Source organism: Gordonia pseudamarae (assembly GCF_025273675.1).
GTDB classification, from domain to species: Bacteria; Actinomycetota; Actinomycetes; order Mycobacteriales; family Mycobacteriaceae; genus Gordonia; species Gordonia pseudamarae.
The window spans coordinates 3,450,693-3,473,549 of sequence record NZ_CP045809.1; the positions used below are offsets into that span (position 1 = coordinate 3,450,693).

The 22,857-nt window shown below is 66.5% G+C and carries 20 protein-coding genes; 7 read left to right on the plus strand and 13 right to left on the minus strand.

What is annotated here, in order from left to right; all coding sequences use genetic code 11:
• Positions 1-67: 67 nt before the first annotated feature.
• The gene (locus tag GII31_RS15290) at positions 68-2,950 is read left to right on the plus strand and encodes a DEAD/DEAH box helicase (protein ID WP_213244262.1); all 2,883 of its coding nucleotides are present in this window, start codon (positions 68-70) and stop codon (positions 2,948-2,950) included.
• Positions 2,947-3,714, plus strand: coding sequence for an SWIM zinc finger family protein (locus GII31_RS15295; RefSeq protein ID WP_213244263.1), 768 nt, complete (start codon positions 2,947-2,949; stop codon positions 3,712-3,714). The genes GII31_RS15290 and GII31_RS15295 overlap by 4 nt, the downstream gene beginning before the upstream one ends.
• 152 nt (positions 3,715-3,866) lie before the next feature.
• On the opposite strand, the gene GII31_RS15300 is transcribed toward GII31_RS15295, so the two are convergent.
• Positions 3,867-5,441 carry a flotillin family protein gene (locus tag GII31_RS15300; RefSeq protein WP_213244264.1) on the minus strand — a complete coding sequence of 525 codons (1,575 nt, stop codon included), beginning with the start codon at positions 5,439-5,441 and terminating at the stop codon, positions 3,867-3,869.
• Between the two features lie 54 nt (positions 5,442-5,495).
• Positions 5,496-6,014, minus strand: coding sequence for an NfeD family protein (locus GII31_RS15305; protein ID WP_213244265.1), 519 nt, complete (start codon positions 6,012-6,014; stop codon positions 5,496-5,498).
• Between the two features lie 157 nt (positions 6,015-6,171).
• Here GII31_RS15305 and GII31_RS15310 point away from each other — a divergent pair, with 157 nt between their 5' ends.
• Complete coding sequence (locus GII31_RS15310; RefSeq protein ID WP_213244266.1) at positions 6,172-6,351, plus strand: type II toxin-antitoxin system ParD family antitoxin; 180 nt, start codon at positions 6,172-6,174, stop codon at positions 6,349-6,351.
• A 93-nt stretch (positions 6,352-6,444) separates the two neighbouring features.
• On the opposite strand, the gene GII31_RS15315 is transcribed toward GII31_RS15310, so the two are convergent.
• The 6 genes from GII31_RS15315 to GII31_RS15340 all read right to left on the minus strand — a co-directional run bounded on the left by GII31_RS15315 (position 6,445) and on the right by GII31_RS15340 (position 12,767).
• The gene (locus GII31_RS15315; protein ID WP_213244267.1) at positions 6,445-6,738 is read right to left on the minus strand and encodes a ribbon-helix-helix domain-containing protein; all 294 of its coding nucleotides are present in this window, start codon (positions 6,736-6,738) and stop codon (positions 6,445-6,447) included.
• Between the two features lie 676 nt (positions 6,739-7,414).
• Positions 7,415-8,419 (minus strand): class 1b ribonucleoside-diphosphate reductase subunit beta, encoded by a 1,005-nt coding sequence (gene nrdF / locus GII31_RS15320; RefSeq protein ID WP_213244268.1) that lies wholly within the window; start codon positions 8,417-8,419, stop codon positions 7,415-7,417.
• A gap of 49 nt (positions 8,420-8,468) precedes the next feature.
• Entirely contained in the window at positions 8,469-10,664 is a 2,196-nt protein-coding gene (gene nrdE / locus GII31_RS15325) for a class 1b ribonucleoside-diphosphate reductase subunit alpha (protein WP_213244269.1), read from the minus strand.
• Positions 10,665-10,783: 119 nt separating this feature from the next.
• Entirely contained in the window at positions 10,784-11,254 is a 471-nt protein-coding gene (gene nrdI, locus GII31_RS15330; RefSeq protein WP_213244270.1) for a class Ib ribonucleoside-diphosphate reductase assembly flavoprotein NrdI, read from the minus strand.
• A gap of 283 nt (positions 11,255-11,537) precedes the next feature.
• The gene (gene nrdH, locus GII31_RS15335) at positions 11,538-11,771 is read right to left on the minus strand and encodes a glutaredoxin-like protein NrdH (RefSeq protein WP_213244271.1); all 234 of its coding nucleotides are present in this window, start codon (positions 11,769-11,771) and stop codon (positions 11,538-11,540) included.
• Positions 11,772-12,170: 399 nt separating this feature from the next.
• The gene (locus tag GII31_RS15340) at positions 12,171-12,767 is read right to left on the minus strand and encodes an NADPH-dependent FMN reductase (RefSeq protein WP_213244272.1); all 597 of its coding nucleotides are present in this window, start codon (positions 12,765-12,767) and stop codon (positions 12,171-12,173) included.
• 264 nt (positions 12,768-13,031) lie between these two features.
• Between GII31_RS15340 and GII31_RS15345 the strand changes: the two genes are divergently transcribed.
• The gene (locus GII31_RS15345; RefSeq protein WP_246222328.1) at positions 13,032-13,622 is read left to right on the plus strand and encodes a TetR/AcrR family transcriptional regulator; all 591 of its coding nucleotides are present in this window, start codon (positions 13,032-13,034) and stop codon (positions 13,620-13,622) included.
• Between the two features lie 115 nt (positions 13,623-13,737).
• A complete protein-coding gene (hpxO, locus tag GII31_RS15350) occupies positions 13,738-14,895 on the plus strand; it encodes an FAD-dependent urate hydroxylase HpxO (RefSeq protein WP_213244273.1) in 1,158 nt (385 codons plus the stop codon).
• Positions 14,896-14,955: 60 nt separating this feature from the next.
• On the opposite strand, the gene eccB is transcribed toward hpxO, so the two are convergent.
• The gene (eccB, locus tag GII31_RS15355) at positions 14,956-16,356 is read right to left on the minus strand and encodes a type VII secretion protein EccB (RefSeq protein ID WP_407649828.1); all 1,401 of its coding nucleotides are present in this window, start codon (positions 16,354-16,356) and stop codon (positions 14,956-14,958) included.
• A gap of 247 nt (positions 16,357-16,603) precedes the next feature.
• Between eccB and eccE the strand changes: the two genes are divergently transcribed.
• The gene (eccE, locus tag GII31_RS15360; RefSeq protein ID WP_213244275.1) at positions 16,604-18,484 is read left to right on the plus strand and encodes a type VII secretion protein EccE; all 1,881 of its coding nucleotides are present in this window, start codon (positions 16,604-16,606) and stop codon (positions 18,482-18,484) included.
• Here the strand turns inward: eccE and manA are convergent.
• The 3 genes from manA to GII31_RS15375 form a co-directional block, all read right to left on the minus strand.
• A complete protein-coding gene (manA, locus tag GII31_RS15365) occupies positions 18,408-19,730 on the minus strand; it encodes a mannose-6-phosphate isomerase, class I (RefSeq protein WP_213244276.1) in 1,323 nt (440 codons plus the stop codon). The genes eccE and manA overlap by 77 nt on opposite strands.
• Positions 19,731-20,882, minus strand: coding sequence for a hypothetical protein (locus tag GII31_RS15370; protein ID WP_213244277.1), 1,152 nt, complete (start codon positions 20,880-20,882; stop codon positions 19,731-19,733).
• 90 nt (positions 20,883-20,972) lie between these two features.
• A complete protein-coding gene (locus GII31_RS15375) occupies positions 20,973-21,464 on the minus strand; it encodes a DUF3499 domain-containing protein (protein ID WP_213244278.1) in 492 nt (163 codons plus the stop codon).
• Positions 21,465-21,673: 209 nt separating this feature from the next.
• On the opposite strand from GII31_RS15375, the gene GII31_RS15380 reads away from it, so the two are divergent.
• Positions 21,674-22,183, plus strand: a complete 510-nt coding sequence (locus GII31_RS15380) for a metallopeptidase family protein (RefSeq protein WP_213244279.1) — start codon at positions 21,674-21,676, stop codon at positions 22,181-22,183.
• 99 nt (positions 22,184-22,282) lie between these two features.
• Here GII31_RS15380 and GII31_RS15385 read toward each other — a convergent pair whose 3' ends face one another.
• Entirely contained in the window at positions 22,283-22,516 is a 234-nt protein-coding gene (locus GII31_RS15385; protein ID WP_260840513.1) for a WhiB family transcriptional regulator, read from the minus strand.
• Positions 22,517-22,857: the final 341 nt, after the last annotated feature.

Here is a 22,857-nt window from a genome sequence, read left to right on the forward strand (position 1 = left end):
CATCGCCACCACATCCGAACCGCGTCACCCGCTCGGCCTCCACGCCCTCTGGCGTCCGGGGGCCGGGATGGCATTGTGGCCCGATGTCCCCGGCACCACCCCTGATCCGATCACCGCCCTCCCTGATCCGATCGCCGCGCTGCTCGCCGGCCGGCGGTTCAGCACGAGGGTCGCCGTCATCGGCTCGGACAGCCGCCGGGACTTCGCCGCCACCGCCACCCTCGGCATCACCGCAACCGTGGTCTTTCTGGACGCCTCACGATCGCTGTCGGCATCACCGGAGATCGCGTGGTACCGCCACCTGCTCGACGGGGTGCGGCGCGTGGTCGGCGCCGGATGCGTCGCCCCCACCGTGACCTCGACGGCGGGCGCACCACTGGTGCGCTGGCAGCCGATCTCCACCCCGGTGTGGCGGAGTTGGTCGGCGGTGTTGTGGGGCGCGGCCCCCGAACTGATCGCCGCGAACAATCCCGACCCGCGCGCCGCCGTCGACGATCTGGTCATCGAGCTCACCGATCACCTGTGCCGGGCTCGTCTGGGATCGATCGGATCCGACACCTCGGGCGCGGCCTGCGCCGGCGGGCCGGGGGGACACCGCTTCGGATTCGTCAACGCTCTACTGCCGGGCTCGACGGACGAGGCGGTGACACAGAGCCGGGCCGGTGCGGCGCGGGCGGCGTGGCTCTCGTGGCAGGAGAGCGCCGGCGGTGACGAGACCTCGCTGGTGTTCCGGCTGCACGAGCCCGACGAGGACGAGGACCCACCCGATCTCGACACCGAGGTGCTGTGGCGGTTCCAGGTCTGCCTGCGCGATGCCGAGGGACACCTCGAGCCGGTCGCTCCGCACCGGCTCGCGCCGACCGATCTGGACCGGGTGACCACCGATCTGGCGGCGGCGGTCACCGCGTTCGGGCCGCTGCGGCAGGCCCGGCCGGACCGCTCGAGTCTGGATTACCTGCTCACCACCGACGCGGTGACCGAACTCCTTTCCGACGGGGTATCGGCACTGGGCCGGGCCGGTTTCACGGTCCTGCTGCCGCGCACCGTCGCCGATGTCCGGCCCACGCTCTCGCTCACCGGGCGACCGGTGGTGGGCAGTCCGCGCCGCAACGCGATGGTCGGGCTGCGCGCGGTGCGTGACTTCCAGTGGCGGCTGGCGCTCGGCACCGGCGGCGACGCGGTCACGCTCAGTGATGCCGATATCGACGAATTGGCCAGGCAAAAGGGCGCTCTGGTCCGGGTGCGGGGAATCTGGATGCACGCGGAAGGGGCCGCGCTGACGCGGGCCGCCGGGTTCATCGCCGCCCAGCGCGCCGCCGCCGCGGCGGGCACACCGCCCGGCATGGGCGAGTTGCTCGATCTGGTGACCGGCGCCGACGACCGCACCGGCGTGCCTGTCACGACGGTCTCGGGCATGTCCTGGCTCGACGACATCGCCGACGCGGGTTCGCTTCGTCCGCCCGAACTTCCGGCGGCAACGCTGTCGGACGCGACGCTGCGCCCCTATCAGCAGCGCGGATTCGAATGGCTGACCCACCTGTCCGGTCTCGGGGTCGGCGCGGTGTTGGCCGACGACATGGGCCTGGGCAAGACCGTCCAGGTGATCGCGGTACTGGCGCACGAGCGACGCGGCAGTGGGCCCGACGACGCCTCGCTGCCCACGTTGGTGATCTGCCCGATGTCGGTGATCGGCAATTGGCAACGCGAGATCGGCCGTTTCGCACCCGAACTCGGCGTTGTCATGCACCACGGACCGCACCGCGCGGGCGGCGCGGCATTCGCGGCGCAGCATCGCGATGCCGACGTGGTCATCACCACCTTCGCCACCGCCACCCGCGACCGAGCGCTGTTGGCCGGACGTCCGTGGCGGCGGATAGTCGTCGACGAGGCCCAACACATCAAAAATGTGAACACCGCTGCCGCCAAGGCGATCCGTACCATCCCCGCCGACCACCGCATCGCGCTCACCGGCACCCCGGTGGAGAATCGGCTCGAAGATCTGCGCGCGGTCATCGATTTCGTGAATCCCGGACTCCTCGGTTCCGGTTCGGTATTCCGGGCGCGGTTCGCCGAACCGATCGAACGCGAACGCGATCGGGCGGCGTTGCGGCATCTGGGCCGGCTCACCCGCCCGTTCATCCTGCGCCGCGAGAAGACCGATCCGGCAATCATTCCCGATCTGCCGGCGAAGAAGGAACTGACAGTCCGGGCCAACCTGACCGTCGAGCAGGCCGGTCTGTACCGGGCCGTCGTGGACGAGCTGATGGAAGCCCTCAGCGACAGGGAGCAGCGGGTGTTGCGCCGACGCACCGTACTGGCCGCACTCACCCGGCTCAAACAGATCTGCAACCATCCGGCCCACTATCTCGCCGACGGCTCACCGGTCACCCGCCGCGACGGTCACCGGTCCGGCAAGGTGGAACTGCTGGCCGACATCGTGACAACCCTTGTCGACGAGGGTGATCGGGCATTGGTGTTCACCCAGTTCGCGGCGTTCGGCGAGTTGCTGACCGGGTGGCTCGGCGGACTGCTCGGCACCGAGGTCCCGTTGCTGCACGGTGGGGTCCCGCGCACCGACCGCGACGCGATGGTGGCCCGTTTTCAATCGGGCGACGACGCGCCGCCGGTCATGGTGGCGACCCTGAAGGCCGGGGGCACCGGTCTGAACCTGACCGCCGCCAACCACGTGATTCACGTGGACCGGTGGTGGAATCCGGCCGTCGAGGACCAGGCCACCGACCGCGCGTACCGCATCGGGCAGCGCCGTGACGTGCATGTTCGCCGCTTCGTGTGCGTGGGCACCGTGGAGGAGCGGATCGACGACATGATCCACAGCAAACGCGAGTTGTCGGCGTTGACCGTCGCCACGGGTGAGAGTTGGCTCGGCGACTTCGGCAACGACGAGCTGTACGAGTTGTTCGCGCTGCGCGACGAGGCGGTGGGCGAATGAGCCCGCGCGGCGGCGGACGCACGCCGACCCGCGGTTACGCGGCGACTCCGTGGTCGCGCGCCCTGTGTGATGTGGTGGAGGGACGCGACGTGGGCCCCGTCGATTCTCGCCGCATCAACAAGGCCCGCAGCTACTTTCGAGACCGAAACGTCCGGCAGCTGACCATCGGGAACGGCCTGGTGACCGCTCTTGTCGACGGCAGCCAGCTCGAGCCGTTCCAGGTGCGGGTCACGATGCGCACCGTCCACGCCCCCACCGTCGCAACGCTGTTGCGCTCACAGAACTCCGTCGAGGACCTGCTGTCGTTGACCCGCGGCACCCAGCCCGAGGTGCTCGGCCAACTTGTCCTGCCCACCGAATCCGCGGACATCGCCTCCGAGTGCAGTTGTCCCGACGACACGGTCCGCTGTATTCACGTTCTCGCCGTCACCTACGAGGTGGCGGCCGAGATCGACAGGCACGCCACCACGCTGCTCACCCTGATGGGCACCGACCTGCCCGAACTGCTCTCGGCGGTCGAATCCCAGTCAGGCACCACGACACCGGACGCCGCGTCCGCCGACTCCACCCTGTCGTTGCCGGCTGCGCCGACGCTGCCCCCACTGCCGGATCCGCCGCGGATGAATCCGATCATGGACCTTGATATCAAGGCCCTGCACGCTGCGCTGCGCGCCTGCGGCATTGCGGCCGGCGACGTCGGCGAGGCCGTCGACCAGCTCGCCGAACTCTACGACGTCCTCGTCGTCGATCCGCCGGCCGGCTGAGTCGTTCACTCACCCGGCGCAGGTGCGCGAGGCACGTCGCCGGGCCCGCGAACCCCACAACACGAGAATGTCCGCAACCACCGGTGAAGGTGGTTGCGGACACGGCTACCTCATCGGGTCTCGGAGCTCACCGCCCAGCTGCGCCTGGTACCTCAAGCATCGAGCTGGGTCGCCTCGGCGTCGTCGGCGGTGACGATTCCCTTCGGCGCCACCGGCTCGGCTTTCGCCGCGCCCCGGCCGTTGACCAGGCCGGTGACGTCGATACCGGAGTCCTCGAGTGTGGAGATGACCCCGGCGATGGTCTGCGGGGAGATCCCGAGCAGTCCGCCGAGCGAGGACTTGGCCTCCGCGGATCCACCGATAATCGAGATCTTGTCGATGTTGCCGAGCTGCTCGGCCGACTTTCCGGTGGCCTCGACCAGCGCCTGCAGCACCGCGGGCAGGATCTCCATCCGCACGGCCTGCTCGCTGAACGCGTTGAGCGAGTCGGCGATCTGGCGTTTACCGGTGGCCTCGGCCTCCAGCTTCGCCTTCAGACCGTCGGCCTCGGCCTGCTGTTCGGCGCGCAACGCCTCGGCGGCGAGCTTGCGGGCGTCGGCCTCGGCGGCACGGTTGGCGAGCAGACCGTCGGCCTGGGCCTGCGCTTCCGATCGCTGGGCGTCGGCGGCGAGCTTGCGGGCGTCGGCGCTGGCCGCACCCGACTGCCGGGCAGCCTCGGCCTCGGCCTGCGCATGCAGGATGGCGGCCTGACGTTCACCTTCGGCGCGCGCCACCGATGCCTGCCGTTCGGCCTCGGCCGGGGCGATCACGTCCGCTTCCAGCGAGGCCTGCGACTGCAGGGTACGTTTACGTTCCACCTCGGTGCGGGCTTCGACACGGGCCGCCTCCGCCTCTTCCCTGGCGATGCCGACTGCCTTCTCGGCGCGGGCCTGCGCGAGCGGACCGGCCTGATCGGCCTCGGCGTTCTCCGCCTCCGTCTGCGCGCGCAACCTGGCCAGTTCGACGTCACGGCGCTGGTTGGCGGTGGCGATCGCGGTGTCGGCCTCGGCCTGCGCGGTCGAACCCTCCTGGCGTGCTTTCGCGGAGAAGATCTGCGAGTCGCGTTCGGCTTCGGCGGTACCGACGGCCGCATCACGCTTGACCTCGGCGATACGGCGCTGGCCGAGCGATTCGAGGTAACCGTTGCGGTCGGAGATGCCGGCGATCTTGAGGACGTCGACCTCCATGCCGATGCGTGCGAGGTCGCCGCCGGCTTCCTCCACCACGCTGCGGGCGAGGGTGTCCCGGTTGGAGTTGAGGTCCTCGACGGTCATCGTCGCGGTGATGCCGCGGAGGCTGCCGGCCAGGATCTCGTTGATCTGGCGCTGTAGTTCATTGCTGTCGGAGGTGAGGAACCGTTGCACGGCGGTCTGCACGGCCTCATCGGCCGAACCGATACGCACCAGGCCGACGGCCTCGACATTGACGGGAACACCGTTGTTGGACAGAGCATTCTGCAGATTGATATTCACGTTGAAGGGTTCGAGCGACATCACGTCCACCCGCTCGATGCCCGGTATCCGGAAACGCGCGCCACCCCGGACCACCTTGGGCGCCCCACGACCGGTGAACACCGCGACCTCATTGGGTGGGACCTTGATGTAGTTCCGGACGTAGATCACCGGAATGAGAATGAACACCACGATCGCCACGACGGCGATCACTGCAATGATCGTAACCATGTGCACCCCGTTTCCCTCTGTGTTGTGTTGTCAGGTCTTGTTGTGACGCCGAAACTTCGGTCAGTCCAGCGCCGGAATCGACACCACTCGAACATATTCGGCATCGATGTCGCAGATGTACACCTGCTCACCGGCCTTGAGCGTGGCCGTTTCCTCGCTTCTGGCCTTGAGCCGCACGCGCGCACCGTCCGGATCGACGATGGTGATCTCGCCCCATCCGTCGGGGGCGATCGGGAGCTCGACCCGGCCCGTCATACCCAGGTACGACGCCCGTCCGAAGTGCGAATTCGATTGTTGCCGAAGCATGTACGGGAGCAGCAGGCCCCGGAATATCCCGACGAGCACGGCGGCGGTACCCGCACCGATACCGATGGCCGCCGGCGTGGGCAGGCCGGTGAGGTCGGCACCGAGGCCACCCGCACCGAACCCGAACAAGGCCGTGGCCAGCGTCGTCAGACTCAGGAACGGCAGACCGCCGTCGTCGCCGATCTCGCCCACCTCGCCGATCTCGCCGGCAAAGAGCGCGGCGAGCAATGCAAGCAGACCGATCGCGAAAACAACTCCGAACACAACCGTCACGCGCCACCCCTTCCGTGTGACCGCCTCACGTGATCCCCCGCACGATAAGCGGTATGGGCCTCGCCCCGCATGCCTCCCGTAACCCATTCAGCCGACGCGGTACCATCACGACCAGGCGAGTATTACTTAATAATACATCATCCGAAGGGAGGGCACTGTGGCCCGGAACACCTCGATCATCCTGGGTGATCACTTCAACGCGTTTGTGCACGATCTCGTCGAGTCCGGACGCTACGGATCGGCCAGCGATGTCATCCGTGCCGGCCTGCGTCTCCTGGAGGAGCACGAGCAGCGGATCATCTACCTCAACCACCGCTCCGACGACACCGATTCATGAGCCCCGCTCCCGCGTAGCGAACTGCGTCCCGCGTATCGGATGTCGCAGAATCCGATACGCGGGACGCAGTTGGTGACGCGGGAAGGTCACCGCTCAGGCTGATGCGTGTGCCCATAGCTCGAGTGCCTCGCGTATCGCCTCGGAACGTGTCAAATGCTCTCGATCGGCGCGCGCCATCACCGCGGCGAGTTCGGACTCGCTCAGCCTGACCGTGACAGCGCGGGTCGGCTCGTCGGTTCGCGACGGCCGTCCGGGTTCCCGAAAGGTCGCACCCGGAAACCCGCTCTCGGCGTTCTTGACCAGCCGCGCTAGCACCTCCTCGGTGATCTCCACCCCGTTGATACTCCCGAAAGAACCGTTCACCGGCTTTGCCACCCGGTCACTCATCGACGCCTCCTCTGAACCTTCGCCACAACCGACCTTCGCGCAGGCATCGCGTGGATAACAAGATCCCGTGCACCGTTCCCGAAGCGCAATGCGGCAATCTCCCAGGGTCGGCCGGCATCGTCAAATGCAAGCCGCAGGTATCGCGGTGGCTCGTCATCGTCGATCACCACCTCATCCACACCCTCGATCCACATTTCGAACCACCTCGTCGACACTCAGCCCATGCTCCAGTGCCGACTCGTGCACCTGCACCAGCACACGCGTCACAGTCACCCCCGACTATTTACGTACACGATACTCCGAGTGTTTCGTACACACAACCCTCGCGTAGCAGCTCCGGGACGTGCTCCGACGCATAGGGCACAGCCGTGGCAGGCAACAGTGGCTACGAGGCTTACTCGGCACGCAATCGACGATAGATCGCCGGAATCAACTCCGACTCCACATTGTCGCGGACGACTGGGTTGTTCAGGATCTGTGCGGACAAATCCGAGTGTGCGTCCATAGCCTCCGGCGTGTCCCGCTTGACAAGTTCCGAAACCGCCCAGGCTTCACAACGATCGCTTGCTGTCGTGGAAAACGACCTTCGTCCGCGACGCACCGAACGTTACCGATCAGCTCGAACGATAGACGGCGCTCGCCCCGGCTTGAACGGCCGAGGAGACCGAGTTCGCGCTTAGAAGTCCCAGTCCTCGTCCTCGGTGTTGACGGCCTTGCCGATGACATAGGAACTGCCCGAGCCGGAGAAGAAATCGTGATTCTCGTCGGCGTTGGGCGACAGTGCCGCCAGGATCGCCGGGTTCACGTCGGTCTCATCCTTGGGGAACATCGCCTCGTAGCCGAGGTTCATCAGCGCCTTGTTGGCGTTGTAGCGCAAGAACTTCTTGACGTCCTCAGTGAGACCCACCTCGTCGTACAGCGCCTCGGTGTAGTCCGATTCGTTGTCGTACAACTCGAACAGCAACTCGAAGGTGTAGTCCTTGAGTTCCTGACGACGCTCGGCGGTCTGGGTTTCCAGGCCGCGCTGGTACTTGTAGCCGATGTAGTAGCCGTGCACGGCCTCGTCACGGATGATGAGCCGGATGACGTCGGCGGTGTTGGTGAGCTTGGCCCGGCTCGACCAGTACATCGGCAGGTAGAAGCCCGAGTAGAACAGAAACGACTCGAGTAGCGTCGAGGCTACCTTGCGCTTGAGCGGGTCGTCGCCACGGTAGTAGTCCATGACGATGCGGGCCTTGCGCTGCAGGTGCTCGTTCTCCTCCGACCAGCGGAACGCCTCATCGATGTCCTTGGTGGAGCACAGCGTGGAGAAGATCGAGCTATAGCTCTTGGCGTGCACCGACTCCATGAACGCGATGTTGGTGAGCACCGCCTCCTCGTGCGGGGTGACCGCGTCGGGGATCAGCGACACCGCGCCGACGGTGCCCTGAATGGTGTCGAGCAGAGTCAGGCCGGTGAACACCCGCATCGTCAGCTGCTTCTCGTACTCGGTGAGCGTGTTCCACGACGGAATATCGTTGGACACCGGAACCTTCTCGGGCAGCCAGAAGTTGCCGGTCAGCCGGTCCCAGACCTCGGCGTCCTTCTCGTCGGGAACACGGTTCCAGTTGATCGCCGATACCCGGCTCACCAGTTTGATGGGTGCGCCGTCGGCGGGGCTGTGGCTCTCGGTGGTGGTCATCGGACTCTCCTGGAATTAACGGGCGTGATGGATGAATTCCGTTGTGCCATCACAACATGCAGCTGACGCAACCCTCCACCTCCGTACCCTCGATGGCGAGCTGGCGCAGCCGGATATAGTAGAGCGTCTTGATGCCTTTGCGCCACGCATAGATCTGCGCCTTGTTGACGTCGCGGGTGGTGGCGGTGTCCTTGAAGAACAGGGTCAGGCTCAACCCCTGATCGACGTGCTGGGTGGCCGCGGCGTAGGTGTCGATGATCTTCTCGTACCCGATCTCGTACGCATCCTGATAGTAGTCCAGGTTGTCATTGGTCATGTACGGCGCCGGATAGTACACGCGGCCGATCTTGCCCTCTTTGCGGATCTCGATCTTCGCCGCGACCGGGTGGATAGAACTCGTCGAATGATTGATGTAGCTGATCGAACCGGTCGGCGGCACCGCCTGCAGGTTCTGGTTGTAGATGCCGTCACGCTGTACCGCGGCCTGCAGCTCGCGCCAGTCGTCTTGGTTGGGGATATGAATCCCGGCCTGCCCGAAGATATCCCGCACCTTCTGGGTCTTCGGCTCCCATGCCCGGTCGATGTACTTGGCGAAGAACTCGCCCGAAGCGTAGGTCGACTTCTCGAAACCACCGAACGCCCGGCCACGTTCGCGGGCGATCTTGTTCGACGACCGCAGCGCGTGATAGAGCACCGTATAGAAGTAGATGTTGGTGAAATCGACGCCCTCGTCGCTGCCGTAGAAGATCCGCTCGCGCGCCAGGTAGCCGTGCAGGTTCATCTGCCCGAGACCGATGGCGTGGGACTCGTTGTTACCCTTCTCGATCGACGGTACCGAGGTGATCGCGGTCTGATCGCTGACCGCGGTCAGACCCCGGATCGCGGTCTCGATGGTCTGCCCGATGTCGGGTGAATCCATCGTCTTGGCGATGTTGAGCGAACCCAGGTTGCACGAGATGTCCTTGCCGACCTCGGCGTACGAGAGATCGTCGTTGTACGTCGACGGTGTGGACACCTGCAGGATCTCTGAGCACAGGTTGGAGTGGGTGATCTTGCCGTCGATCGGATTGGCCCGGTTCACCGTGTCTTCGAACATGATGTACGGGTAACCCGACTCGAACTGCAACTCGGCGAGTGTTTGGAAGAACTCGCGCGCCTTGATCTTGGTTTTGCGGATCCGCTTGTCGCCCACCATCTCGTGGTACTTGTCGGTGACATTCACATCGGCGAACGGCACCCCGTAGACGCGTTCGACGTCGTACGGGCTGAACAGGTACATGTCGTCGTTGGCCTTGGCCAGCTCGAAGGTGATGTCGGGGATCACCACACCCAGTGACAACGTCTTGATACGGATCTTCTCGTCGGCGTTCTCCCGCTTGGTGTCGAGGAAGCGGTAGATGTCGGGATGGTGGGCGTGCAGATACACCGCACCCGCACCTTGCCGCGCACCGAGCTGGTTGGCGTAGGAGAACGAGTCCTCCAGCAGTTTCATGATCGGGATGACACCCGAGGACTGGTTCTCGATCTTCTTGATCGGCGCGCCGTGCTCGCGCACATTGCTCAGCAGCAAGGCCACACCACCGCCACGCTTGGACAGCTGCAACGCCGAATTGATGGACCGACCAATGGATTCCATATTATCTTCGATGCGAAGCAGAAAACAGCTTACCGGCTCGCCGCGCTGTTTTTTGCCGGAATTCAGGAAAGTGGGAGTGGCCGGCTGGAATCGGCCCTCGATGATCTCGTCGACGAGGTTGCGGGCGAGAGCGGTGTCACCCTCGGCGAGCGTCAGCGCCACCATGCAGACCCGGTCTTCGAACCGCTCCAGATAGCGCTTGCCATCGAACGTCTTGAGGGTATAGCTGGTGTAGTACTTGAATGCGCCGAGGAACGTCGGGAAGCGGAACTTCTTCGCGTAGGCCTGCTTGAACAGGCCCTTGACGAACTCCCTGTCGTACTTGTCCAGCACCTCGGGCTCGTAGTAGTTCTCCTCCACCAGGTAGTCGAGCTTCTCGTCCAGGTCGTGGAAGAACACCGTGTTCTGGTTGACGTGCTGCAGGAAGTACTGCCGGGCGGCCTCGCGATCCCGGTCGAACTGGATCCGGCCGTCCCTGTCGTACAGGTTGAGCATCGCGTTGAGCGCGTGATAGTCGAGGTCGCCCGGTTCATGTCCGGACGGACCGGCGTGCACACCGGACTGGCTTGCCGACGCGATGTTGTCGGTGACTGATGCGGTTGGCGACACGGGATGCTCCTGGTGACACGACGGATACGTCTGGGGCGGAATCAGGGTGGATGTGACAGTGACACAAATGAAAGGGGCTGGCGTGCAGGTATATCGGCGGTAGACCTGGATCGGACTGGTCAGGCGGGCGCGTGGTACGCACTCATTCCGGTGGCGAACTCCGCCAGTCCGGAACGCACCCGCTCGATGTCGTCGGTGGTGCCCATCAGTTCGAACCGGTACAGGTACGGTACACCGCACTTACGCGATATCACGTCACCGGCGAGGCAGAATTCCTCGCCGAAGTTGGTGTTTCCCGCAGCGATCACGCCCCTGATCAGAGATCTGTTGTGCGCGTCGTTGAGGAATCTGATGACCTGCTTGGGCACATACCCGCCGCCCGTCGCGGACGAGACCTTGCCACCACCGTAGGTGGGGCTGATCAGGACGTACGGCTCGTCGACGGTCACGGTGCCGTGCCGATCGTTGACCGGGATACGGATCGCACGCGCGCAGAGCCTGGTGACGAAGCGGTGGGTGTTCTCCGACACCGACGAGAAGTACACGATGAGTGGCAGCTCGTGGTGGAGTGGCAGCTCGTGGCTGGGCATCGCCGCACCTTCCATCTGACGGGTGAACTGCCGACCGACAGGGCGAACGTGCCGGACGGCGGACGCGCCGGGTGACCGCACCGGCGAAACGACGGTGCGGTCGGCGAGCGTGGGTCGTCAGATCCGGTGAATCGGATACGAGAGAATTCGACTTCCCCATCGCATTCCCGTCGATCGGTCGTACGACCGCCGATTCACTACATCCTGCCGATCCGTACCCGATGACCCGGCACGTGCGCCGGACCCGGACCGTCCTCTGATATTGCTGTGCCCGACGGCGCGGTCAGGCTGCGTTGGTGGCCAGTGCCTTGATGCGATCGGGACGGAATCCCGACCAGTGCTCGTCACCGGACACGACGACCGGGGCCTGAAGGTAACCGAGCGCCATGACGTAATCGCGGGCGGCGTCGTCCTTGCTGATGTCGACGACCTCGTACGACAGACCCGCCTTGTCGAGGGCCTTGTACGTTGCGTTGCACTGCACGCAGGCCGGCTTGGTGTAGACGGTGATAGCCATCGAATCTCCCTCGTGATCTGACTGCTGCTGCTGTCTCGAACGGTGCTGCGAGGCGCCCCTTCGGGAAGCCTCCCCAGCGCGAAGTTCGTGACCTACGCGACCCAACAGTCTCGTACGCGACTTCAAACCTCGTGCATGTGATCCGCGATTCACCGATCGCTCGTCAGTCCGCCCCGCCGGTTCCACAAACACTACACCTAGTGGGTAGCGTTTGCCCACGCCACTAGACCTTGGGAATTACATACGTGAAAGTCGCAGGTAGAAGCGGTCCGCGATCCTAGACTCCCTGGTCATCGGGAGTGTCGCGCGAACGCCCGGCCAACCCCCTCACACCACCGCCGGCCGCGCCCGGGACGCCCCTGCGGACGACCGGACACGGCCGGTGGTGTGAACCGGGCACTACACGGCAGCGGCGACCTCGCCGGTGAGCCGGGTGACGGCGCCGACGACCTGCTCGACGACCTCGGGAGCGGACACGCCCTGCTCGCCGAGCTTGGACGAGTTGATGCCGACCTCGACCTCTTCCACGACCTGCCCGCCGGCGATGCCGACGGACTTACGGGTCTCGGTGCGCGACCAGGTGCCGGCGTACTGGCCGAGCGCCGCGCCGATCACACCGACCGGCTTGCCCTTGATGGCACCGGTTCCGTACGGCCGCGACAGCCAGTCGATCGCGTTCTTGAGCGCTGCGGGGATGCTGCCGTTGTGCTCGGGGGTGACGATCAGCACCGCGTCGGCGTCGGCGACGACGGTCCGCAACCCCGCGACCTGAGCGTCGACCTCGCCCGCGGCGGGATTCACCGACGGATCGGTGTCCTCGTTGTAGAAGGGCAGTGCGCCGAGCGTGTCGATCACGCTCACCCGAACACCGTCGGGCGCGTTGTCCGCGGCGACCTGCGCGAGCTGCCGGTTGACCGACGCCTGGCGAAGACTGCCGACGAGCGCCACGACCTTGGCCGGCCGTACCTGATCGTTCTCGATCGAATCCTGCGACATGAATATGCCCCTTCCTGAAGCATCGTGATCCACGTGACCATGACTATCTACTGTCCACGACTAACCGGACCGGGGTCCGATATATTCCGGACGGGTGCAAGGGATAGGCTCGGTGGCGTGTCCGACGACGTGGCAGCCGACAGCACGGGACCGGACGGTCCCGTGCCGGACAGTCCCGGGCCGGACGACGCCGACCGCACCACCCGCAGCCGCGTCGTCCCGGTTCACACACACGCACTCCCGCTCTCGCCGCACTCCGCCGGACTGTTCGCCGCTGAACCCGAGCGCGCCGATGCCGCACGCAACCGCAGACTGCTGTTGGCCGCCGCGCACCGATTGATGGCGACACAGCCGGTCTCGTCGCTGACGATGGAGGCCGTCGCCCACGAGGCCGGTGTCGGGAAGGGAACGGTGTTCCGGCGTTTCGGCAGCCGCACCGGCCTGATGATCGCCCTGCTCGACCATTCCGAGGCAGAACTCCAGCAGGGATTCCTGTCCGGCCCGCCGCCACTGGGCCCCGGCGCACCGCCGTTGGAGCGGCTCATCGCCTACGGTCGCGCCCGGCTGGAGATGACGGTCACCCATCTGGACGTGCTCCTGGAGGCCGACAGCGCCGGCGGCTCCTTCCTGAGCCACCCCGTGTGGGCAGCGTCGACCACCCACGTCGGATTCCTGCTCGGGCTACTCGGCCTCGGACCGAGGGTCGAGGTGCTCACCGTCGCCATCCAGACGCCGCTCAACGCCTCCGCGGTCGCCCATATGCGCAACGTTGTCGGCCTGGATACCGAGACGATCTTCGATCAATGGGAGGCGATGGTCCGGCTCCTGGTCTCGGGTGCGCGGGCCGCGCTCTGAACCCGCCCCCGGTCCCGCCGGGCGCCTTCGGCAGCCGCTCGCGATGCGCGGCCGGTGCTGCGGACTTACCCTGAACCGCGACATGCCCGGACATCAACAGGGAGACGAGGACACGATGAAAGCAATCGTTGTCGGCGCAGGAATGGGCGGACTCAGCGCGGCGATCGCCTTGAAGCAGATCGGGATCGAGGTCGAGGTCTACGAACGGGTCACCGAGAACAAGCCAGTCGGAGCGGCCATCTCGGTATGGTCCAACGGCGTCAAATGCCTCAATCACCTTGGCCTGGAATCCGAGGCGGCAGCGCTCGGCGGCATCGTCGACACGATGAGCTACCTCGAGGCACGCACCGGCGAGACGATGTGCCGGTTCAGTATGCAACCACTGATCGACGAGGTCGGCCAGCGGCCGTACCCCATGGCGCGCGCCGAACTGCAGTTGATGCTGATGAACGCCTACGGATTCGACGACATCGCCTTCGGCCGGAAGATGGTGTCACTGACTGAGACCGAGGCGGGAGTCACGGTCACTTTCAGCGACGGCTCTACCGCCACAGGAGATTTCATGATCGGGGCGGACGGTGCCAGCTCCCTCACCCGCGAATATGTACTGGGCGGACCGGTGGATCGACGCTATGCCGGCTACGTGAACTTCAACGGACTGGTCGAGGTCGACGAGGAGATCGGCGCCGCCACCGAATGGACGACCTATGTGGGCGAGAACCGGCGGGTGTCGGTGATGCCGGTATCGGAGAACCGCTTCTACTTCTTCTTCGATGTGCCTATGCCGCAGGGTGTTCCCTACGAGCGGGGAACTGCCCGGGAGGTCCTGGCCGACGAGTTCGGTGACTGGGCTCCGGGTGTGCGCAAGCTCATCGACAAGCTCGACCCGGCAACCACCAACCGCGTGGAGATACTCGACCTCGACCCGTTCCACACGTGGGTCAAGCGACGTGTCGCGCTCCTCGGCGATGCCGCCCACAACACCACACCCGATATCGGCCAAGGCGGTTGCTCGGCGATGGAGGACGCCGTCAGCCTGCAGTCCGCCTTCTCCGACCATCCCGGCGACATCGACGCGGCACTGGCCGCGTACGAGTCGGCGCGCACCGCCCGCGCCGGCGACCTGGTGCTGCGTGCCCGCAAACGCTGCGACGTGACACACGGCAAGGATCCGGAGAAGACCGCGGCCTGGTACGCCGAACTCCGCGAGGAGGACGGCAGCAACATCCTGCGCGGCATCGTCGGCAACATCATCGGCGGTCCGCTGACCTGAGACACGTGTGCGGGCAGGCCACACGGTCGGCCCCGCCTGCCGTCTCCGGCCGGGCGTGCCTCAGCCCTGGCCGAGACCGTCGTGCGCCACGAGCGCGGCGGACCTGCTCAGGGTGGGGCCGACCGGCAGCAGAGAGATGATGGGCCAGGGCACCGGCACAGGCTCCGCCGACAGCCCGAGCACCGACGCCACCTGCTGATCGGGTAGCCCGAATCGCACTCCCGAGTCACCGATGTAGTAGCGGGATTGTGCTCGCGCACTGCGGGGTTCGATACCGGTGACGATCACCGACTCACCACTGCCCGGCCGCAGGTACACGCTGTCGACGGCCGGGCCGCCGCCGTCCGCGCCCGCCACCGGCACCGGCACACCGCCGGCGGGAACCGGTGGCGCCGAACCCAGGAGCAGAGTCATGCGCGCCGCCCCACCGTCGACGGCCGGCAACCACGACTGGCATACGACCGGCCGGGATTCGGCCGATGCGATGATCGGGACCGCCGCCGGGAAGTCGTTGACGGCCACCGCTGTGGTGGTGGGCAGCGCGGCGATCCGGGCGGGAGCCACCGTGGTCACCGCGCCCGATCCACGCAGATCCACGGTCCGCAGGATCTCGGCGGCCACCGGGCCCACCTTCTGTATCGCATCGGCGAGCACGAGGTAGTACGAGACCACGTCGTTGACGGCGACCGACCGCACCACCGACCCCACCCCGACCCCCGGGTCGGTGATGACACCCTTGCGGCCCTTCCCCGGAATCGGGGGAACCTCGATCGGCGGTACCTCCGGGAACAGCGCGAGCAAACCTGCGCTGACCGGCCGTGGCTCGATCCCGTCCAGGTGCAAGACCGACCGTACCTCGGCCGAGTTCATATCGACCCGGGCCCGCACCGCGGACCCCTCGCCCTCGGATCGGTAGACGAGATACGTGGTGTCCGCGTACGAGATCAGCAGTGCCGAACGCCGTCCCGCCGGAGCCGCACCTCCGGCCGCCTCCGGCGGCGCCGCGATCACGCTGAGCCGTACGGACCCGGCCGCTCCCGACGAGCCGTCCGCCTCATCGCACACCGTCCATGCCCGCGCGGCCTCGCCGGCCCCGGGCAGGGCCGAGGGGGCGCCTGGAATCCCCAGCAGCGGTCCGCGAGGATAGCTGCCCAGCTTATTGTCGGCGACCGATCGCGGCGAATCGGATCTGCCGGTGATCAGCCTGGCCGATGCCAGGTTCAGCACCGGATGCAGGCGCCCCGACACCACAACATACGTTGCCCCGCTGCTCTTTCCGACGACGATCACCGAATCACCGATCGCCCCCTGCGGCCGGATCATGCCCCAGATGGCACAGCCCGCCAGGATCACCACGGCCAGTACCGCACCGACCGCGAGCGCATTGGTCTGCGATCGCATCGGGTCGTCGATCATCCGCACGTCCCGGCGGACCAGGGCGTGCTCGAGCCTGCGGATCATGAATCTGTATCCGTTGACCTGCGCACGCGTAGTCAGTTGCCTTGCCAATGTGTCCTCCCCACACAGTCAGCCATGCGATCTCCCCCATGCCACGCATCGGCGGATCGGCAATCCACAGGGCCGGCGTACGGCCCTTTCGCGGCGGGTTGATGCCGTAGTAGCGTATCGAAACGACGGCGGCCGGGCGAGAGCCTCATGCACAGCAGAGTCTGCGCGCATCGGCCGCTTCCGCGCCAAGGGGGGTAGCGTGACATCGAACCGGACACTGCCGCAATCCGATTCCCAGAGCGGGATCGGCTATCTGCTCACGGTCCAGATCGCCGCGGCGGCAGTACTCGGGGTATGGAACCGCTATTCCGGAACGTCGGCCGCCGTGGTGGGCACCGTCGCGACGGCACTGATCGGGAGTTGGTGGTGTTGCACCCGAATCCGGGCGGTCCGCTCATTCTGGACACGAATCATGTTTCGTATCAATATGTCACGATCCAGAAGTACACAGACCGGCACGGCACCGGCCGGCCGGCCATCCGGTGACCCGGCACCGTTCGGGGTGGACGTGCTCGACGTCCCCGCGGCCGGTGGCCCACTGACGGACGCATTGGTCCCCGCACCGATCCGGGCCGCACGGTCCCGGCAGGACATCGGTGTGTCGGTGTCGGCGGGCATGCTGGTCACCGTGATCCGGGTCCGGCCCACCTCACCGGCGATCCGTCACCTCACCCGCACCGGACGTGACAGCGGCCCGGGCACCGAGCCACAGCTCGCGCTTGCTCCGCTGGCCGAGTGCCTGGCCCAGTTCGACATCGTCCTGCATTCGATCGATGTGCTCGTCCATACCCCGCACGAGAATGCTCCGGACCCGGTATCACGCTCATACGCAGAAACTTTGGGACCCATGAGGTCCATCCCGCGCACCAGCACGTACGTGGTCGTGCGCCTCGATCCGAGAAGCTGCACCGAGGCGATCGCGCGGCGTGGAGGCGGGGCCGACGGCACGCTGCGTACCGTCGCGGTGGCCACCAGGCGGGTGGCCGCGCGCATCAACGAACAGGGCCTGACGGCCGATGTGCTTGCCGCCGCGGACATTCCCGGCGTGCTACACGAACTGACCTGCGGCCGGGACCAGTCCTGTGGCCGCGAACACTGGGACCATCTCAACTCCGACGGCCTGCGGTGCCGGACGATCCCGGTCGACCGGGGCGGCGCCGCCGAACGCTATGCCGCCATCGATTCGGCGACCCACCCCGCGGTCGGCGGCGAACTCCCCTCCGACGTTGTCGCCACGACCACCGTCATCAACCTCACCGGTACGGCCGAGGCACCCTACGTGCGCGCGCTGACCCGTATGGTCACCACCGCGGGTGAGGGGCTCCCGCCCACCGAACCGGACCCGGCGCCCGAGACCCACGCATTGTGCGGCCACCAGGCCGTGGCCTCGTTCGCCGGTCTCCTCCACCCGGACTCGCACACCGTGTGGCACCACGTGGCGCCGGTGCGGGGTTCGGCGGCCACCCAGCTGGTGCGGCGAACAGCCCTGCCGTGCAGCGGTTCAGGACAGCTCCTGGGTGCGGACCGCGAGGGCAGACCGGTGGCCCTGCCGCTCGCCGGACCCGGAGTGTCGCGGGTGATCATCGACGCGCAGTGGCCGTTGGCCGCGCAGATCGTACTGCGGGCCATCGCCACCGGTGCGCGGATCGTTCTGCATACCGACGATCAGACCCGGTGGCAACCGATGATCGCCACTGTGGATTCGCCGGACCGGCTCAGCGCCGTCCCGACCGAGCCCACCGGGTTGTGGTCACCGGTACACGTCTACGACGGGCGCACACCGCCCGAGGACTCGCCGGGCGTCACGATCTTTCACATACGGGGACAGGACGACGATTCGGCCAGGCCCGGCGATACACCCTCCTCGACCGTGTTCATCAGGCAGGACCGCCACGATCAACGTTCCTTCAGCGTCGACACACACACCGGCACCACAACACTATCGGTTGTGGCAGTGGACTATGAATGGACGATCATCGCCGGCCGCCCGGCGATATCCCGCCCTACTCCGGCGCGTCCGGTCCCGCGCCGGCCGATCCCGGTACCGCCGGCACCTGTCCCGGTGCCGCAACCTGACTGACCGGAACGAGTACCCGCACGAATGTGGCCCGCGACGACGACGCGCGCACGACGACATCCGGATCTCCGTCGGCAAGCCACAGCGCCGATCCGGCGGCAACGGACACCGTATCGCCGGTGGCCGCACGGACCTCGATCGTTCCACCCAGCACGGCGAGCATCTGCGGACCCGGCATGTCGAACGAGATCGATTGCGACAAAAGCAATCCGGTCCCGTCCAATTCGATCCGGGACAGGCGGAATTCGGCGGCCGGGGTCAGGTAGATGCGTTCGGCGCCCAGCGTCCGGACCGTGGGCAACAACTCGTCGTCCGACGTCGGGGTGAAGTCGAGCACGCGGAGCAGTTCGGGTACGTCGATATGCTTGGGCGTCAGGCCTCCCCGCAGCACGTTGTCGGAGTTCGCCATGATCTCGACCGCGGTTCCGTGCAGGTAGGCGTGCAGGCTCCCCGCCGGCAGATAGAGACTCTCACCAGGATTCAGGCGCACCCGGTTGAGCAGCAGCGAGGCGAGCACGCCCGGATCACCGGGATACATCTCACCCAGTTCGAGAAGCGTCCGCAGTTCGTCGGTGAATGTGTCAGCACCCGACTCGAGCACGGCGACAGCGCCTTCGAGAACCGCCGTCACCAATGTGGTGATCGCCTTGTCCGGCAAGGTCAACCAGGTGGTGAACAACGCGCGCAGGCCGTCTCGATCTGCTTGTCCGGCCAGCAACCCCAGGTACGGGTCGAGTGCGGGCACCTGCAACTCGCGGAACAGCTCGACGGTCCGGGTGGGCGGACGGAAACCCGCCAGTGCGTCGAACTGCGTCACCGCGACGACGAGTTCGGGTTTGTGCCATGGATCGCGGTAGTTGCGCTCGGGCGCGTCCAGCGCGAGCCCCAGTGCGTTCTCCCGGGCAAAACCCTCGTCGGCCTGCGCCAGGGTCGGGTGTGCCTGCAGCGACAGCGGCTCCTCGGCGGCGAGGATCTTGAGCAGGAACGGCAGCCGCTCACCGAATCTGCCGAGCACGGCCGCACCCAGCTCATGCGCCGGATCCTCCCGGATCACCGACAGCAGGTTACTGTCGGACGAATTCTGTTCGACGGCGGTATCTCTCACACACTGCGCGGGTGCGGCCGGGTGCGCTCCAAACCACAGTTCGGCCTCCGGATGTGCCGAGGGGGTTGGCCGGCCCTGCAACGATGCGATGGCTGTCCGCGACCCCCACGCATACGGGCGGACCACCCCTTCCAGTAGTTCCATTCAGCTTCCCCTGATCAGCCGCAGATACACCGCGGCCATGTCCACACGCAGCAACGCCAACAACAACGCCTCCAGATCGGCGGGAAGATCGCCGCCCGCATCACTCGGTGAATCGGGATAGATCGGCCGATCTTCCTGCCCGACCAGAGACCCGGCGACCGGAAAAGCAGCGGGGGCGGCGTCGGCGGGCGTGGATCCGACGACCAACACCGCGTCTCCGAGTGCGCCCAGCAGGCGGCGCAGACGCCATTCGTGGCGCGGCACGCCCAGTACCAGAATGGTGGTGGCCCGCGGTGCCGGACCGTCGATGAACGGATCGTGGAACAGTGAGTCCACGGGCGCGTCGCCCGAACCGTGATCGCGGACCAGCGCCACCGCGTCGGCGACGTCGGCCGCTCCGCACGCATCGCCGGCGACGGCCAGCACCGTCCGGGCCGCGTGTGCGGCGACGGTGACCGAGGCGGGTGTGTCGCCGCAGAGCACCATGGTGGTGCCCGACATTCGTGACGCAAGCAGTTTGGCCTGGTTGCGGAACAACTCACGGGCAACATGGTTGGTGGCCGCCTCCGCGTCGAGCGCATCGGCGAGAGCGTCGAGGTCGGGACCCGCACCGGAGAACCGGACCGACGACAGACCCATCACCACCGACACGATGACCGCCACGAAGCCGGCGAAACCGAATCGGCGGTCGACGTGGACCCGGGGGGACAGATCGATGCCGGTGCCGCCCACCGCATCGCGCAGCGGACCCTCCATCGGTGCACCGATCACGACCTCGGCACGGCGGCGGGCGGCCCGGGCCGCGGCATCGGCGAGCGCCATATCACCGGCGTCATCCCCGACGATCACCACCACATCGAGCGGACCCACCCATCCGGGCAACGCCGGACCACACACCAGCGGCACATCGGTGTGCGCGGCAAGCACCGCGACAGCGAGTTCGGCAGCGCAGGCGGCGGTACGGCTGGAACCGAAGACAACTACGACGCTGCGTGGACGCAGATCGGCCAGCGGCCGGAGGCCGCCCTCGCGCACGGCCTCGGCGACCGCGCGAACCTGAGCACCCGCACGCGCGACCGACTGCAACAGCCCATCGACGTCAAGTGCCACCAATCCCTCGACATCATCCAGATCCGGAATCCCGGTGCGCATGATTACACCCTAATGTCCCGTGGCGAAAACCCGCGCACCCCGTCCGCGGTGATCTGTATCGAACGGGTCACCCCGATCGCAGATCGGCAATCAGTCGACGGGATCGGGCAGTACCCGCAGGTGCCCACGCCTGCCGGGCCGCGGCTTCACCGGTGACAACGGCTGACCGCCACCGCCGTCGCCGCGCATGGGACGGTCGTAGATGGTCTCCCCCGGCAACCGCGGCGAGAACCCGGCCCGGCGATGCCGACCCACCCGGGTCTCGTCGAGGCCGTCGAACCCGGCCATGCTCTCGGTGGCCATCCGCGATCTGCCGCCGACCTCCCGCACCGCCTCGGCCAGTGCGGTCAGCTCGTAGTCCTCGGCGACCGGGGCCGAGAACCCTCGTTCGCTGCGCAGCATCTCCCATCCGCGGGGCACGGTGATCCGCAGGGCGTGGTCTTCACACAGGTCCCAGGAATGCGGCTCATCCGTGGTCGCCAGCGGTCCCACCACCGCCGTCGACTCGGCGTAGACGAACGTCAAAGTCGCCACGGCAGGCCGCGAGCAACCGGGCCTGCAGCACTGTCGTGGAAGTTTCACCCCACGAGATTATCGTGCCGGAGCGCTTACCGATACCTCAGACACGCACCAACACGCACACTGAATCACCGGACGCTTGTCACCGCAATTGGTGACAAGCGTGGCAGCGGTTCGATCCGCGGACCACCGGTCGCCTGCCGGCGGCGCGCGCCGCACCGGAGTCGGCGCGCGATGCACGTCCGGACACGCCGTGGCACTACACTTTCGCCATGCGCACCGATCCCCGACGCCGGAACGAACCAGCCGGCACCCTCAACCGCCGGGGCACCTCCCGCGCGGGACGGGACCGGCGTGGCCGCGGTCTGCGCGCCCCTCTGCTGCCGCAGACGGTGCCTGCTCATATGAGCAGGTCAGATGACTTCGACCGCAACGCACTCGAAGCCTTCGCCGACATCGATCAGCACTGGCACGACCGCATCGCCGATCTGGACATCGCCGTCGACGAGATCCCGCGGATGCTGCCGATGGATCCGGACTCGGTACAGTGGCCCGACGAGGTGACGGCCGACGGCGCCGTCCCGCTCGCGCGCCTGATACCCGCCGGGATCGACGTGCACGGACGGCCCACGCGCGCGCAGATCATCCTCTTTCGACGCCCGCTGGAGATGCGGGCCAAACGGGGGTCCGACCTGCTCGAACTCATCCATGAGGTTCTCGTGCAGCAGGTCGCGACCCATCTCGGTGTCGACGAGGACACCATCGACAACGGCCCGGACTAGGGCGTGACACCGTGACGGCCGACCCGGAGGAAGACCCCGGAAAACACACTGCCGCCGGAGCGATGTGGTCACTCCGGCGGCAGTGTGTTGGGAAACCTGTCAGACGATTCCGCGCTTGATGCGACGACGCTCCCGCTCGGAGAGCCCGCCCCAGATACCGAACCGTTCGTCGTTGCCCAATGCGTACTCAAGACACTCGGCCTGGACTTCGCAGCCGTGGCAGATTCGCTTCGCCTCACGTGTCGATCCGCCCTTTTCAGGGAAAAATGCCTCAGGATCGGTCTGCGCGCACAGTGCGCGGTCCTGCCACTGGTGCTCCAACTCGTCAAACATGTCGTCAAAATCGTTGGCCACCAACGACAAATGACGCACGCCCGAACTCGGTTGCGCAACAACAGATTCCACGCTGTCAGCCCGTGTACCACCCAACTCCCGGGCATCTAGGTCTTCACGTGGATTCTCGATCGAGTGGTCGGAAGTCATCTCGGAGCCCCTCCCTCGTGAAAGTCAGTGCCGACGATCGGCCGGTCGCTGTCAGAACTCAAACCCTCAACACGGCGGCACACGCCGCCGATCCGGTCATCGGACACCCCCGATGACCACGCCCGGCCACCGGCCGAGCCGATCTGGACAATCCTTCGTGTCATCACTCACCCCGAATAAGTACTTCACGT

Bases quoted from the DNA above. Each gene is read 5' to 3' on its own strand.
- GII31_RS15290 (WP_213244262.1), top strand. From the start codon at position 68: ATGGCATTGTGGCCCGATGTCCCCGGCACCACCCCTGATCCGATCACC.
- GII31_RS15295 (WP_213244263.1), top strand. From the start codon at position 2,947: ATGAGCCCGCGCGGCGGCGGACGCACGCCGACCCGCGGTTACGCGGCG.
- GII31_RS15315 (WP_213244267.1), bottom strand. From the start codon at position 6,738: ATGAGTGACCGGGTGGCAAAGCCGGTGAACGGTTCTTTCGGGAGTATC.
- nrdF (WP_213244268.1), bottom strand. From the start codon at position 8,419: ATGACCACCACCGAGAGCCACAGCCCCGCCGACGGCGCACCCATCAAA.
- nrdI (WP_213244270.1), bottom strand. From the start codon at position 11,254: ATGCCCAGCCACGAGCTGCCACTCCACCACGAGCTGCCACTCATCGTG.
- nrdH (WP_213244271.1), bottom strand. From the start codon at position 11,771: ATGGCTATCACCGTCTACACCAAGCCGGCCTGCGTGCAGTGCAACGCA.
- GII31_RS15340 (WP_213244272.1), bottom strand. From the start codon at position 12,767: ATGTCGCAGGATTCGATCGAGAACGATCAGGTACGGCCGGCCAAGGTC.
- hpxO (WP_213244273.1), top strand. From the start codon at position 13,738: ATGAAAGCAATCGTTGTCGGCGCAGGAATGGGCGGACTCAGCGCGGCG.
- eccB (WP_407649828.1), bottom strand. From the start codon at position 16,356: ATGATCCGCAGGCTCGAGCACGCCCTGGTCCGCCGGGACGTGCGGATG.
- manA (WP_213244276.1), bottom strand. From the start codon at position 19,730: ATGGAACTACTGGAAGGGGTGGTCCGCCCGTATGCGTGGGGGTCGCGG.
- GII31_RS15370 (WP_213244277.1), bottom strand. From the start codon at position 20,882: ATGCGCACCGGGATTCCGGATCTGGATGATGTCGAGGGATTGGTGGCA.
- GII31_RS15380 (WP_213244279.1), top strand. From the start codon at position 21,674: ATGCGCACCGATCCCCGACGCCGGAACGAACCAGCCGGCACCCTCAAC.
- GII31_RS15385 (WP_260840513.1), bottom strand. From the start codon at position 22,516: ATGTTTGACGAGTTGGAGCACCAGTGGCAGGACCGCGCACTGTGCGCG.